We start from the raw sequence: 13,423 nt of genomic DNA, 5'->3' as shown, positions 1-13,423 counted from the left end.
TATCTATACCCAACTGAAGTCCCTCGGATCATCGAGGAATGGTTGCTAAAATTGGAAAACCATGTGGACAGATCAACTCAAAAATGCCCTACGCCTCACCCTACGCCGTTTGTCTCGTCAGCGGCTCAATACCAGCTTACACATCGCCGGGCTGACCATTGGTATGTCGGTTTGTTTGATGATCGGACTGTTTTTGCGCCATGAATTGAGCTTTGATGCCTATCACGCCAAAGCGGATCAGATTTACCGCATCAACACGGTATGGACCGACAACGGCAATAAAAGTCCTCATTTCTCCACGCCCGTTCCTTTGGGCGATGCCTTGCGCGAGGAAGTGCCCGGTCTGGAATTTGTAGCCCAATGGCACCCCATAGGCGAGGCAGTGGTGGAAATCAATCCCCAACGCCGTTTTGCCCAGAAAAACATCATGTTGGCCGAGCCGGACATGCTCAATGTATTTGACATCAAACCCGTGCAAGGCGATGCTTTTGCCGCGCTGCGCAAGCCTTATCAAGCCCTATTGACACGTTCTACCGCCAAAAAGTTTTACGGCGAAGAAAATCCGATCGGGAAAAGTTTCAAATTCCGCAATGAATTTGACATCACCGTAGCGGGAATCATCGAAGACTTTCCCGCCAATACCCACATGAACGCCACCATGGTGATGTCCTTTTTTAAGGATGAAAAATTCATGCAAAACAGCGTAACGAGTTGGACCTTTGTAATGGGGACCTCCACTTATATCGTATTGCCAGCCAGCACCACATTGGCTGACCTCAACGTCCGCTTGAAAGCCATTGCTGATAAGTACATCAATAAGCAGGAAAGTCGGCCCGGTTCCCGCACTGATTTTGACGCGCAGCCCCTGCACGACATTCACTTCAATTCCACTTACGCTGGTGGTGGGCAGTGGGTGCAAGCCGTCAACGCCAACTGGTTGTGGGTATTTGGAATCATTGGTTTGGCGGTGTTGATTTTGGCCTGTATCAATTTCATCAACTTATCTACCGCTCAGGCGCTCACCCGTACCCGGGAAATTGGCGTATCCAAAGCCCTGGGCGCAGGACGGATGCTGCTGATCCGGCAATTTATGGTCGAAGCCTGGGTACTGGCATTTGCCTCAGGGGTATTGGCCTTGGGCGTAAGTTATGTATGCATGCCATTGATCAACACCTTGATGGAGAAGCAGATTGATTATAACTTTATACAAAATCCAGCCTTGATTACAGCCTTGTTGCTGGGCATTGCCCTTACTGGTTTATTGGCAGGCTTGTACCCCGCCTGGATACTCACCCGGTTCAATCCGGTAGATGTACTCAAAACAGGAAGCCAGGTGGCAGGAGATCATCGTTCTACCTGGTTGCGCAAGGGCTTGGTGGTTACGCAGTTTAGCATTTCTATCATTTTGCTGGTTGCCGTGGCATTGATGGCACAGCAGGTGAATTATTTGCGGAGTAAAAATTTAGGATTTGACCACGACAATGTGGTCACCGTCAGTCTTCCTCAAATGGATAAAGCTGCGCTGTTCCGCTCAAAATTGAATGAGGTAACAGCCATCAAAAACGTCAGTTTCTCCACCTCTACCCCGGCTGCGGAAGGCCATTGGGGCACCATGATGAGTTTGACCAACGGCGATGACCCCCAAAGGCAAGAGGTGACTCTGATTTTGGCCGATCCCCAGTTCCGGGATTTGTACAACCTGAAATTGGTAGCAGGGAGGTTTTTAGAGTCTGCGGATACCAATTTGATTTCGCGAAAACTGCCCAACGAGCAGCAAGTTTTTAATGTAGTGATCAATCAAAAGAGTGTCCAATCGCTGGGATTTGCTTCGGCAGAAGACGCCTTGAATAAAAAATTCTGGTTTGGTATGAATTCAGGCAATGCGCGCATTGTGGGTGTGGTAGCCGATTTTAATGCCACTTCCCTGCACAATGCCATCAAACCCATTTTGATGACTCAAGTCTCCGATTATTATAGCCTGGCGGGGATCAAAATTGAGGCCAACAACAACATTCCACAAACCATTGCAGCGATTGAAAAAGCCTGGAAAACCAGTTTCCCAGATCAGATTTTTGATTACAAATTTCTGGACGAACAAATCGATAATTTTTACAAAGCAGAAACGCGCTTGTTTACCCTATTCAAAATTTTCGCCCTATTGGCCGTTGTCATTTCCTGTTTGGGATTGTACGGTTTGGCCACTTTTGCGGCGCAACAACGCACGAAAGAAATTGGCATCCGCAAAGTATTGGGCGCCAGTGTAGCCGGCATTACTGGCTTATTGACCAAAGAATTCCTGGCCCTGGTCCTGATTGCGCTACTGATTGCTTCGCCGATCGCCTATTACGCCATGCAACAATGGCTCGCTGATTTTGCCTATCACATCAGCGTGCGTTGGGAAGTGTTCGCGGGAGTAGGGGTTGTAGCCATGGCCGTGGCTTTTTTGACAGTGGCAGGCCAGTCGATTCGGGCTGCTACGATGAATCCGGTGAAGAGCCTCAAAAGTGAATGAAGGCAACATTTTAAAGCCCTTACTTCGTATACATGACCAGTGCCTCCTGCTCGTTGAGAATATCGTACAAGTGCTCGTGGTACTCCGGAAAATTGGGCAAATTGTTGTGCCCGCCGCCTTCGATGGTGATGAGGGTGCTGCGGTCGGCGCTAATTTCGTGCAGGCGTTTGCCCTGGGCATAAGAAATCAGGCGATCTTTATTGCCGTGGATGATGTAAATCGGACAGCTTACTTTTTTGAGAAATTGGTCGGTGCGCAAATGGTAGCGCAACAAATAGCGCAAGGGCAACCACCATCCGTACTGGCGAATTTGGTGGTAAAAGCTGAAATAAGGTGAGTCCAGAATCAACATTCGGGGGTCGTTCCAGGATGCCAATCTGGCCCCAATCCCACTGCCGAGGGAGCGACCATAAACGACGATTTGTTCCTCGGGGTACTCCTTGCTCAGCCATTTGTACACCGTTTGGGCATCGTTTAGCAGGATACTTTCGGTGCGGCGGCCCTTACTTTTGCCAAAACCCCGGTAATCAATCATGAAAAAATCGTAGCCCTTGCTGACAAAGTCTTTGGCGAATTTTCCCCATCCTTTGAGGCTGCGCGAGTTGCCTTTGAGGTAAAAAACGACACCTTGCGAATTGGGTACCTTGAATTGCAGGGCATTGATCACTCCGCCATCCTCCATTTCAAATGTATGTTCGGTGAAAGGGAAGGGATAGCGGTATTCAAAGTTTTTGGGCAACATCTCCGGGCGAAAGAAAAAATAGTCCTGGAAAAAATAAAAGAACAGGCAGAGCCCCCCGTAAATCACGGCAGGCCAAAACAAAACATTCGCCCAAAAAAATGGTGATAACAACATATGCCTGTATGGGTGCCCCTTTGTGGGCGCCCACTGGTTTTTAAATATTCGGATTCCGCTCCCTCGCCTTTCTATACGCCCTTACCCCCATCATCAACAATATCATGAAGCCCATGATTCCCGCCAGCGCATAGGCAAAATCCAGGGCATTGCGATAAACAGCCAAGAGCACAATCGCCAGCAAAAAGACGGTTGGCACTTCATTGAGCAAACGCCAACGATGAGAACTCATGCTGAAGTCGCCTTTTTCTAACTTGACAATCATTTTTTTGCACCAAAGGTGGTAATAGGTCAGGCCCAAAAGTAGTACGAGTTTGATGTGCAACCAGGAATTGACTTTGAACCATTCCCAACCGTATAGAAAGATCATCGCCAGACCACAAATCCAGGTCAGCATCATCGCCGGATTACAAATGATCTTGTAAACCCGCCACTCCATAAGTTTGAATTGCTGGGTGAGGATGTCACGTTTGGGTTGGACTTCATCGTGGGCTTCGCGGTGGTACACAAACATGCGCACCAGGTAAAACAAACCGGCAAACCAGGCTACAAAACCAACAATGTGTAAAGATTTGAACAAAAACAACATGGAAAAGGGTCTAAGAACCAGCGCTGAGGCTATGCCCGGCGACAAGTGTGATGAATTTCACGAAAATTAGTGATTTGTGATACAATATCCAATCATAAATTGATCTAAATTGCCCGCAAATAATCAGACACTCCCGATGGACTTTCAAAAAGACGTAATCGAGCGCAGTTACAGCATCCCCGTAGTCATTGATTTTTGGGCTGAATGGTGTGGCCCTTGCCGGGTTTTAGGCCCTGTCATTGAAGAAATGGCAGCAGAGCAAGCGGATCGCTGGGCGTTGATCAAAATAGATACCGAGGAATATCCTGAAATGGCGCAAGCCTTTGGAATCAAAGGTATTCCTGCTGTTAAAATGGTTTTTGAAGGCAAAATTATTGCCGAGTTTTCGGGAGCAATTCCGCGCGCCCAAATCCAAAAATGGTTGGATACTCACCTGCCTCAAATCGCCGAGGCAGAAGAGGTGGAGGAAGGACAAGAGGACTTGAGCGCCCTCATCGAAGCAGTGGAAGCAGGTTACCCCGGAGCACTCGAAGCGTTGGTGGAAGTGGTGGAAGAAAATCCGGAAATCCTGATTGCCCGCATTACCCTGGCCAAACAACTGGCGATTCCTGACCCGGCTACCGCCCGTCAACTTGTTCACGACATCACCCTCGATCACGAATTGGCGGAAGCCGCTGCCGATATCCGCACCATCGCCGACTGGATTCAAAGTGTCCCTTCTGATGTATCTCCAGCTGCAGTAGCCATGGGCGAAGCGCAGGAACTGGCTTTGGCGGTTGATTATGAAGGAGCCATCAAAAAAATCATCGAAGCGGTGATGATCGATAAAACGTTCAACAACGACCAGCCTCGCAAAACGGCCATTGCACTGTTCCGCACCTGGGGTGTGCAAAATCCGCTGACGGTGAAGTACCGGAAGCGGTTTGATATGGCGTTGTATTAATGACGAATTTTTCGAATGACGAATGACGAATTGGGAGCGTTGCCCCTAAATATTAGAGGCAACGCTCCCAATTCGTCATTCGGGAAATTCGTCATTACTTATTGCTTCTTACCTTTTTTATCGACGCGACGGTTATTGCTAGCAGTTCATTAGCTTCTTTCCAAACTGGAGTGAGTTGATTTTTGCAATTTGGGTATAAACTTGCCAAGATTTCAAGCCAGTACATGGTTTCGTCTAATTCCTCTTCTACAATTTTCATTTTGTTGATGAAATCTGCCGGGGATTTTGCCCTACATGCAGCTCGATAATTCGCTCCAGTGGAGCTAGCCGAGCGGATGATTTGCCCTTGGATAATTTTATACTCAGTACCTGTTGGTAACTCTCTGGCAAACAAAATGATTTGAATTGCAAATTCTTTAATGCGATTTTTTAATTGTTCGATGTCCATTGGGGGAACTTTTGGGGAACACTTTATAAATGCTGAACGAATTTAATGACGAATTTTTCGAATGACGAATGACGAATTGGGCGCGTTACTCCTAACATTAGAGGCAACGCTCCCAATTCGTCATTCGTCATTCGGGAAATTCGTCATTTTATTCACATTTCCATTGATAATTGGAAATCGGATACGATTTTTTCGTGTACGAAAAATGCCACCATTCCGTTCTTGTCGTCCGAAATCCCTCGGCGATCATCGCGTCCTGAAGTACCTTGCGGTTGTTGTTGATGTTGGCGGGATGCCCCGTGTAATCGATGTAGGCTTTTTTGTCAAAAACATCATAGCCCGTGCCCATGTCCAGCTCTTTCCCGTTTTTGTCTACCACCGTTAAATCCACTGCGGAGCCCCGATTGTGCATGGAGCCTTTACGTGGGTCAGCAACGTACTGCGGGTTCGGTACTTTTTTCCACAATTTCCATTGAGCTGAATGAGGGCGATAGCAGTCGAACATTTTGAGGCCGCCGTAGCCCTGGGCTTTGAGTCGTTTGTGTACCCGCGAAATCGCGTCCGATACTTCTTTGCGCAAGTAACACTCGCCGCAATCATAGACTTTTTCGGACATGAAATTATTGGTCGTAGCGTAGCGAATGTCGAGCACCACATCAGGGGCCACCGTGAGCAGGTCGACCCAATCGGCATCTGGATTGGTCGTTTGAGCCGAAAGTATTGATACTGATGGGCTAGCAAAAAAGCTAAGGATTGTGAACAAGAATTGTAGCTTCCTCATTATCAAAATTTTAGAATTCATTGAATTTAGCTTATTTTTGCGCCTTCAATTTACCCGCGCACTGAATGAACGACCAACAACGCAATAAACTGCTGTACGTCCTGAGTATTTTATTGTTGTTTCCAGCCTTGCTGATTAACCTGGGCCTGATGACCTTCATCGATGATGAGGGAATTCGTACCCTGGTGGCACTGGAAATGAAACTCTCCGGCAACTACATCACTCCGACCCTACACGGCGAGTTCTATTACAACAAACCGCCTTTGTACAACTGGATGTTGTTGGGCTATTTCCAGCTTTTGGGGCAAATTAACGAATTTAATGCGCGCATTCCAACCCTGGTGAGTTTGTTGGGTTTTGCGGCGACCGTTTTTTACAGTTTTCGCAAGCAGTATGGCTCTTACACCGCCTTTGTGCTGGCCATGACCCTGATCACTTGTGGGCGGATTTTGTTTTGGGACTCCTTGTTGGGGTTGATCGATATTACCTTTTCCTGGCTGGTTTTTGTGCAGTTTATGGTCATTTACCAGCAATTTCAGCGACGCAATTGGTTGTGGCTATTTGCTCTGTCCTACCTGTGTACGGCTTTGGGCTTTATGCTCAAGGGCTTGCCAGCGGTGGTTTTTCAGGGTTTTACCTTGCTGGCTTACTTCATTTACCAAAAAGAATTCAAGCGTCTGTTTTATTGGCAGCACATCCTCGGGGGAATGGTTTTTGTGGTGATAGTGGGTGCATATTATGCCGTATATGTACAGTACAATGGATTGGATACGGTCTTTCAAACGCTGTTCACTGAATCATCCAAGCGGACTGCTGTGCAATTTGGCTGGTGGAGAACCTTTCTGCATCTTTTTACCTTCCCCTTTGAAATGGTGTATCATTTTATCCCCTGGTCGATCATGATTGTGTATTTGTTGCGCCGAGACCTTTGGAAGGTGTTGAAGCAGGATAGTTTTATGGTCTACTGCGCCTTGATCTTTTTGGCAAACATTTGGGTCTATTGGGCATCGGTGGAGGTGTACCCACGTTATTTGCTGATGTTTTGCCCGCTGCTGTTTGGCATTTTTTTGCATTTGCACCAAAATGCAGTTGTGCAACAGCCCTGGGCAGCCAAGGTGGTGAACGGATTTATGGCAATATCAGTAACGCTGATGGTTTTGACCCCAATTATTCCCATGGTTTTACCTCAAACCCAAAGCACCCCTTATTTGTATCTTAAGTCGGGTGTGTTGCTGCTCCTGGCGGGAGGGCTTGCTTACTTGTATCGCTATTGGAAGCCGCAGCGTTTGTTGATCATCGCCATGCTATTGTTGGTGGGGCGGATTGGTTTCAACTGGTTTGTGTTGCCCAATCGCAATGCCAACGATTACGGCGATGCTTGCCGGAAGTCTTCGATTGAAGCAGGCGAACGTTTCCGCGATCAGGACTTGTATGTTTACCGCAAAACGGGGATGCAATGGACCAACTCCATTTACCTGACCAATACCCGGGGCAAAATCATTCCGGTAAAAATGGAAAAAATGGACCCCAAGGCCTTATACATCGTAGACCCTGCGCGCTATTTTGATGCAGTAGATTCGGTATCGGAGCTCAAAGTGCGCCATGGCCACCGGCATTTTATCATTGGAACTTTAAAGACTAAACACTAGTTCAACGAGCATTCAATTAAGGATCATGTCAACAATCAAACTGTCAGTTGTCGTTTGTGTCTACAACGAAGAAGAAAACATCAAGCCGCAGATTCAGCGCATTGCTGAAGCACTGGAGGGATATGAATATGAAATGGTTTTTGTGGATGATGGCTCCAAGGACAATACCCTCAAGGAGTTGTACAGTGTGGAGCACCCTCGCCTGAGGGTGGTGGAGCTGAAAAAGAACTATGGCCAAAGTTTGGCCCTCATGGCTGGCATCGACTATGCCCAGGGTGAATACATCGCGACGATGGACGGCGACTTGCAAAATGACCCCAGTGACCTGCCCCGCATGCTCAAAATTGCCGAAGAAGAAGGTTTTGATATGGTGGCCGGCAACCGCGCCAATCGCCAGGACGGCATGGTTTTGCGTAAAATCCCCAGCCGCATTGCCAACTACATCATCCGCAGTACGACAGATGTGCACCTCAAAGATTACGGCTGTGCATTGAAGGTGTTGAAGGCTGACCTAGCCAAAGACTTAGGACTCTATGGTGAGCTGCACCGCTTTGTACCTGTGCTCGCCCACCTCGAAGGCGCACGGCTCACCCAGGTGGATGTGAAGCACCATGCCCGGCAGTTTGGCAAATCCAAATACGGACTCAGCCGCACCTTCAAAGTCATCAGCGATTTGCTGTTGATGCTCTTTTTTAAAAAATACATGCAAAAGCCCATGCACCTCTTCGGCAACGCTGGGGTGATTTTGTTTGTGAGTGGGTTATTGATCAATTTGTACCTGCTGGTGCTCAAACTGATGGGGGAAGACATCTGGGGACGCCCGCTCATCATCTTGGGCATGATGCTGCTTTTTGGCGGTATCCAATTTATTACCATTGGAATAGTAGTAGAAATCCAAATGCGAACGTATTTTGAGTCGCAACAGAAAAAACCATACAAGGTTAGAAGGGTGAAGGGATTTTAGGGCTTAGCTGGTATAAGTCCTGGTGCTGGTACAAGTCTCCAGACTTGTACCAACATTTTCGCGTCTCCAGACGCATGAGCAACGCGAAAATACTGAGAAAACACACGTCAGAGACTTGTTCCAGCGCCAGCGCCTAATATTAGAACTGATCGGTGTGTATAACTTTTTGTAGCATCAACTTCGAAAAACTTATAGTCAGTCGACAAACCTAAAAACCTTCAGCCCTCATGTCTAAACGCATTTCCTTCAGCCAAGGCTTTTCCTCCGTCCTACTCTGGTCGGTACTTTCTGCTGCCTTCATTGGTCCGGGCACTGTCACCACTTGTTCACAGGCTGGTGCGGCTTATCGCCTGCAATTGTTGTGGGCATTGACTTTTTCCACCATCGCGGCCATCATTTTACAAGAAACTGCTGCGCGGATGACGATTGCTTCGGGCAAAAACCTGGGGCAAATCATTGCCTTGAAATACGCTGGAAACCGTGGGCGCAACATCAAATGGGCCTTGTTCATCGCAGTTGCTTTTGGTTGTGCGGCGTACCAAACCGGGAACTTATTGGGGGCCATCTCTGGTGCTTTATTGTTCATTCCAGGCTTATCCCGTGAGGTGCTCACTCTGATTTTGGCAGTGGGTTGTGCGGCTCTGTTGTGGGTCAACAACTTCCAGATTTTATCGCGTGCACTCGGCATCATGGTGGCCGTGATGGGCATTGCCTTTATGTATGTAGCAGTTCAAATCCCGGCAAGTGTAGGAGAGTGGGCGCAAAACCTGGTTTGGCCCAGTGTGCCAGATGGTTCGGGCTTGCTGATCATTGGGTTGATTGGGACGACCATTGTGCCTTATAATTTGTTTTTGGGTTCCAGCATTGGGCAAAACCAGAGTTTGTCGGAAATGCGTTGGGGAATAGCGATAGCCGTGACGATTGGGGGCCTGATTTCGATTGCAATCCTGGCAGCCGGTATGTTGGTTACGGGTACGTATTCTTACGAGGCTTTAGCTACGGCGTTGAATGGTAAGTTAGGCGGAATGGGGGTGTTGTTGTTTGGCCTGGGCTTGTTTGCAGCAGGTTTTAGTTCCGCAATTACTGCACCACTTGCCGCCGCCATTACGGCCCAAAGTATGTTCAGCAGTGAGGGCAATGGCCGGGATTGGTCGGCCAAATCTTCCAACTTTAAACTGGTTTGGGGCGCAGTGTTGCTGGTGGGTACCATTTTTAGCATCATCGGGATTCGTCCAATTCCTGCGATCATTTTGGCGCAGGCCATCAATGGGGTTTTGTTGCCGGTGGTGACGATTGCTCTGCTTTTTGCGGCCAACGATAAAGTACTGCTGGGTGCAGCTTATGCGAATGGGTTTTGGTCTAATTTTTTCACTTTGTTCATTGTGGGGGTGACTTGCTTTTTGGGGCTGAATAACATTTGGCGGGCGATCAATGAGGTGGGGCAGTTTTTGCCAAAGGAGGCGATGGAGCCGATTTGGGGGATGTTGGGAGTTACCTTGCTGGTTTTGGTGTATTTGGGAGTGAGGGTTTTTGGGAAGAAGGGAGCTGAAACACAAGGAACTGAATAGCTAAAGCGGCATTTTTTTAAGCACAAAGAAAAAAATAGAGGGGCACAGAGGCCACAAAGTTAGACGTTGACAAGGCTTCGTGTTGGTTACGTTGGATTACTCGCGTTTAAAATCTTTTTTCCCTCCAGTCTTTTCCATCAACTTGATTTCCTTAATCAGGATGTCGTGGGAAAAAGCCTTGCACATGTCGTATACGGTGAGGGCGGCAATGCTGGCACCAGTCAGTGCCTCCATTTCGATCCCGGTTTTAGCCGTAACGGAGGCGGTACAATCGATGATCACCTCCCGTTGTTCATTTACCTGAATGTGAATCTGGCAGTTTTCCATACCCACTGGGTGGCAAAGGGGAATGAGCTCGCCCGTTTTTTTGGCGGCCATGACTCCAGCAATGATGGCTGTCTGGAACACTGGCCCCTTTTTGGTGTGGATTTCTTCTTTTTCCAAACGATCCATGATCTCATCACCCAACACCATGATGGCACGGGCGCGGGCCAGGCGTTTGGTAGCGGCTTTTTCGCCTACATCTACCATGGAGGGGTTGCCGGATGCGTCGAGATGGGTGAATGAAGGCATATGAGGAGTTGAGGAGTTGAGGAGTTGGAGTTGAGGAGTTGAGGAGTTTGGCTGCCGCAGCGGCTTAGACAAGTACATTGTCAAAATTACTGCGGTAGCCAAACTCCTCAACTTCTCAACTCCTCAACTTTTTTTACTTTAATTATTACCGACTTCGAAATCGGCGTTTTGCTCTCCCGGGCGTAATGGTTCACGGGGATCAAAACGTTGGCTTCAGGAAAATAAGTAGCAACACACTTGGACGGAATATCGTAGGCAACGGCGATGAACTTGCGGGCAATGCGTTGCTGACCGTCGTATTCGCTAATCAAATCCAGTACATCGCCGGGTTTGAGTTGTTCCGCTTCCAGGTCCTCGGGGTTCATCAGAATTACCCGGCGTTCGCGGTAGATGCCCCGGTAACGATCGTCCAGGCCGTAGATGGTCGTGTTGAACTGGTCGTGTGTACGGATGGTCATCATCAGGTACTGATCGGGCTCCAGCTTGTGGCTTGGTAGGGGATTGCAGGTAAAATGAGCCTTGCCATCGGCAGTGCTGAATTCTTGATTGCGGTTGGGGTTGGGTAGGTAAAAACCGCCCGGTTCCCGTACCCGCTCGTTGTATTGTTCAAATCCGGGAATGACTTTTTCGATCAAATCGCGGATGTGGTCGTAATTGCTGATCATTAGGTCCCAGTCCACTTTGGACTTGCTGCCCAAGGTTGCTTTGGCTAGTTTAGCTACAATCGCAGGTTCGCTGAGCAGGGCGCCCGAACAAGGACTGAGAATGCCTTTCGACATTTGTACCACGCCCATCGAATTCTCGGTACTGACAAACTGCTCGCCACTTTCCTGAGCATCTGTATCCGTGCGACCCAGGCAGGGTAGAATGAGGGCCTGTTTGCCGTGTACCAGGTGGCTGCGGTTGAGCTTGGTAGATACATGCACCGTCAGGTTGCAATTGCGCAAGGCTTGAGCGGTGACTTCGGTATCGGGAGTAGCGGAAATAAAATTCCCCCCCAGTCCAAAAAAGACCTTGGCCTGGCGCTTGTACATGGCCTGAATGGCGTCAACGGTAGAAAAACCGTGTTTGCGCGGTGCCTTGATGCCTACGACTTCTTCCAGCTTATCCAGAAACTCAGCTTTGGGTGCTTCCCAAATGCCCATCGTGCGGTCGCCTTGCACGTTGCTGTGCCCGCGTACGGGACAGGTGCCGCCGCCCTGAATGCCGATGCTGCCTTTGAGCAACAGCAAGTTCACAACTTCCCGGATGTTGTCGACCCCATTTTCGTGTTGGGTCAAACCCATCGCCCAGCAGGCAATGATGCGTTTGGATTTTTTGATCATCCGCGCCGCCTTGCGGATTTGGCCACGGGAAATGCCACAGTCTTCCTCTAAATCTCGGAAGTCGAACTGTTGCAGGTGCATGGCAAAATCTTCGTAGCCTTCGGTGCGCGAGGTGATGAAATCCATGTCAAAAATATCGCCCAGTTCCTGTTTTTCCTGAAACAACAACATAGACATGATGGCTTTGAGCAGGGCTACGTCGCCATTGATTTTGACTTGTAGGTACAAATCGGCTAGTTGGGTGCCGCCGCGCAGGATTTTCATGGGGCGTTGCGGATTGACAAAATTGGTCAAACCAGCTTCTTTGAGCGGATTGATGGCCAGGATTTTGCCGCCTCTTTCTTTGCAGCGCTCCAGGGCGGAAAGCATCCGCGGGTGGTTGGTGCCGGGGTTTTGCCCTAGAATGATCACCAGGTCAGCGTGGTCAAAATCTTCCAGGGTGACCGAACCTTTGCCCATGCCCAGAGTTGTGCTTAGGGCCTTGCCCGAAGATTCGTGGCACATGTTGGAGCAATCGGGCAGGTTGTTGGTTCCGAATTCGCGGACGAATAGCTGGTACAAAAACGCAGCTTCATTGCTGGTGCGGCCTGAGGTATAAAAAACCGCCTCATCGGGAGATTGCAGGGCGTTAAGTTCTTTGCCGATCAGCTGAAAAGCCTCATTCCAGGGAATGGGGGAGTAGCGGTCGGAACCGGCGCGCAGGATCATTGGCTCGGCCAAACGCCCTTTTTTTCCCAATTCAAAATCGGATAATGCTTGTAAATCACTGATGCTGTGCTGCGCAAAAAAATCAGCTCCGATGCTGTTGCGCTGGGCTTCTTCGGCAATGGCTTTGATGCCATTTTCGCAGTATTCGCCGAGGCGGGAGCGGTCATCGTCGGGGTCGGGCCAGGCGCAACCTGGGCAATCAATGCCCCCTTTTTGGTTGAGGGCAAACATGGTTTTTTTCGCATCACTTACCCGCATGTACTTGCGTGCGTGGTTGAGTGCAGTGCTCACTCCCTTCAGTCCGGCGGCCTTGGTTTTTGCTTTGCGCTTGCGCATGCCCGTAAAGGATTCAGGCGGTTGCGCTCCAGTATTTTCGGTAGAAGTGACTACGATGATTTCGTTTCCTTTGCTTTCAACAGCGGGGGAATCAACAATTGTCGTCTTAACCTTCTTGCTACGGCTCTTTTTGGTTTTTTCCTCCATGTTCCAAATGGCGATGAAACGCCT

The 13,423-nt window shown here is 48.9% G+C and carries 11 protein-coding genes; 5 read left to right on the top strand and 6 right to left on the bottom strand.

Going from position 1 to position 13,423, the window contains the following annotated elements:
* The first annotated feature begins 61 nt into the window (after positions 1–61).
* Positions 62–2,512 (top strand): FtsX-like permease family protein, encoded by a 2,451-nt coding sequence (locus ACO08K_RS12320; protein ID WP_421796700.1) that lies wholly within the window; start codon positions 62–64, stop codon positions 2,510–2,512.
* Between the two features lie 19 nt (positions 2,513–2,531).
* On the opposite strand, the gene ACO08K_RS12315 is transcribed toward ACO08K_RS12320, so the two are convergent.
* Both ACO08K_RS12315 and ACO08K_RS12310 read right to left on the bottom strand, forming a co-directional pair.
* On the bottom strand, positions 2,532–3,368 hold the full coding sequence (locus ACO08K_RS12315) for an alpha/beta hydrolase (protein WP_421796699.1): 837 nt from the start codon (positions 3,366–3,368) through the stop codon (positions 2,532–2,534).
* Positions 3,369–3,408: 40 nt separating this feature from the next.
* Positions 3,409–3,957, bottom strand: a complete 549-nt coding sequence (locus ACO08K_RS12310) for a CopD family protein (protein ID WP_421796698.1) — start codon at positions 3,955–3,957, stop codon at positions 3,409–3,411.
* A gap of 136 nt (positions 3,958–4,093) precedes the next feature.
* Between ACO08K_RS12310 and ACO08K_RS12305 the strand changes: the two genes are divergently transcribed.
* Positions 4,094–4,900, top strand: coding sequence for a tetratricopeptide repeat protein (locus tag ACO08K_RS12305; protein WP_421796697.1), 807 nt, complete (start codon positions 4,094–4,096; stop codon positions 4,898–4,900).
* Positions 4,901–4,994: 94 nt separating this feature from the next.
* On the opposite strand, the gene ACO08K_RS12300 is transcribed toward ACO08K_RS12305, so the two are convergent.
* Both ACO08K_RS12300 and ACO08K_RS12295 read right to left on the bottom strand, forming a co-directional pair.
* Positions 4,995–5,348, bottom strand: a complete 354-nt coding sequence (locus ACO08K_RS12300; RefSeq protein WP_421796696.1) for a four helix bundle protein — start codon at positions 5,346–5,348, stop codon at positions 4,995–4,997.
* Positions 5,349–5,496: 148 nt separating this feature from the next.
* Positions 5,497–6,129, bottom strand: coding sequence for a M15 family metallopeptidase (locus ACO08K_RS12295; protein WP_421796695.1), 633 nt, complete (start codon positions 6,127–6,129; stop codon positions 5,497–5,499).
* 65 nt (positions 6,130–6,194) lie between these two features.
* Here ACO08K_RS12295 and ACO08K_RS12290 point away from each other — a divergent pair, with 65 nt between their 5' ends.
* The 3 genes from ACO08K_RS12290 (at position 6,195) to ACO08K_RS12280 (ending at position 10,310) form a co-directional block, all read left to right on the top strand.
* Complete coding sequence (locus ACO08K_RS12290) at positions 6,195–7,778, top strand: ArnT family glycosyltransferase (protein ID WP_421796694.1); 1,584 nt, start codon at positions 6,195–6,197, stop codon at positions 7,776–7,778.
* A gap of 25 nt (positions 7,779–7,803) precedes the next feature.
* A complete protein-coding gene (locus ACO08K_RS12285; protein ID WP_421796693.1) occupies positions 7,804–8,742 on the top strand; it encodes a glycosyltransferase family 2 protein in 939 nt (312 codons plus the stop codon).
* 227 nt (positions 8,743–8,969) lie between these two features.
* The gene (locus ACO08K_RS12280) at positions 8,970–10,310 is read left to right on the top strand and encodes an Nramp family divalent metal transporter (RefSeq protein WP_421796692.1); all 1,341 of its coding nucleotides are present in this window, start codon (positions 8,970–8,972) and stop codon (positions 10,308–10,310) included.
* Between the two features lie 96 nt (positions 10,311–10,406).
* On the opposite strand, the gene moaC is transcribed toward ACO08K_RS12280, so the two are convergent.
* Positions 10,407–10,883 carry a cyclic pyranopterin monophosphate synthase MoaC gene (gene moaC, locus ACO08K_RS12275; RefSeq protein ID WP_421796691.1) on the bottom strand — a complete coding sequence of 159 codons (477 nt, stop codon included), beginning with the start codon at positions 10,881–10,883 and terminating at the stop codon, positions 10,407–10,409.
* A gap of 107 nt (positions 10,884–10,990) precedes the next feature.
* Positions 10,991–13,399 (bottom strand): FdhF/YdeP family oxidoreductase, encoded by a 2,409-nt coding sequence (locus tag ACO08K_RS12270; RefSeq protein ID WP_421796690.1) that lies wholly within the window; start codon positions 13,397–13,399, stop codon positions 10,991–10,993.
* Between the last annotated feature and the right edge of the window lie 24 nt (positions 13,400–13,423).

Origin of the sequence: Haliscomenobacter sp., assembly GCF_965225875.1 — a bacterium.
In the GTDB taxonomy this organism is placed as follows: domain Bacteria; phylum Bacteroidota; class Bacteroidia; order Chitinophagales; family Saprospiraceae; genus Haliscomenobacter.
The sequence above is the reverse complement of the archived record's forward strand: the minus strand, read 5'-3'. Positions and strand labels throughout refer to the sequence as shown.